The 1,025-nt window shown below is 49.7% G+C and carries 1 protein-coding gene; it reads left to right on the top strand.

Features of this window, described 5'->3' with window-relative positions:
- Nucleotides 1-521: 521 nt before the first annotated feature.
- The coding region (locus tag NV381_RS38125) for a reverse transcriptase domain-containing protein (RefSeq protein ID WP_258218462.1) at nucleotides 522-1,025 on the top strand (504 nt) is incomplete at its 3' end.

Here is a 1,025-nt window from a genome sequence, read left to right as displayed (position 1 = left end):
GAGCGACCGGGCAAGGTCGTGTAATTTAGCAGGTGGAACCCCTGCTTGGTAGAACGTGCAGCCGCGTTGCCAATAGCGAGTCTTGGGCTATCAGCAGTAATGTTGAGTGCTAAGCGTAGACAGTCAGGCAGTAGGCCTGAAAAGTGACGGAGCCCCGAAATTGACTAACATTGAGATAGGCCGACGGTATGCGGAATCTGGAAGGCAACATCTACACAGACGCGAAATGGCGAGTCTGAGCAGACTTCTCCGGGGTCATATTCGAGCCAGGCATGCTGACCAATGGTTACACGGCAACCCGGGAGGCCCTGCCGCTCTTCACCTTAACCAAGTACTCTTTAGGAACGGAGGTGGAGTATGGCAAACAACCGATCAAAAGGGAGAATGCTAGAATGGCGCGCAGGGATTCGGATAGCCCTATAGTACCGAAGAAGCCGGTGTAATGCGGGTGGAGGGAAGGGGGTTACATTTCATTGATCTTGGTAAGGACACATTGGCTACACACAGAGGTAGGAAAACGAATGCAAACAAAATTAGCAAGAATAGCAGAGCTCGCAAGGAGCGACAGGAAACTAAGATTCACCTCTTTGGCACACTTACTTGACAAACAGGCGCTATGGGACTGCCATCTGGAAATGCCGGGAGATAAAGCTACCGGAGTCGATGGCATGACGAAAGCCAAATACGAGGAGAAACTCGAGAGTAATCTAGATGACTTGGTAGCAAGGCTAAAGAGAAAAGGCTATAGACCGCAACCATCGCGGCGAACGTACATCCCCAAGGATGAGAAAAGTGTTCGCCCACTCGGTATACCCGCTCACGAAGACAAAATCGTGCAAAAAGGCATGAGTAAAATCCTAAACGCAATCTACGAGCAAGATTTTCTGGACTGCTCCTATGGGTTTCGACCTAAAAGAGGACAGCATATGGCGCTGCAGGCCCTAGACAAAATACTGATGAAGGAACCTGTGCAGTATGTGGTAGATGCGGATATTCGAGGCTTCTTCAATTATGTAGATCATACA

This window comes from Paenibacillus radicis (ex Xue et al. 2023) (assembly GCF_024722015.1).
In the GTDB taxonomy this organism is placed as follows: domain Bacteria; phylum Bacillota; class Bacilli; order Paenibacillales; family NBRC-103111; genus Paenibacillus_S.
The sequence above is the reverse complement of the archived record's forward strand: the minus strand, read 5'-3'. Positions and strand labels throughout refer to the sequence as shown.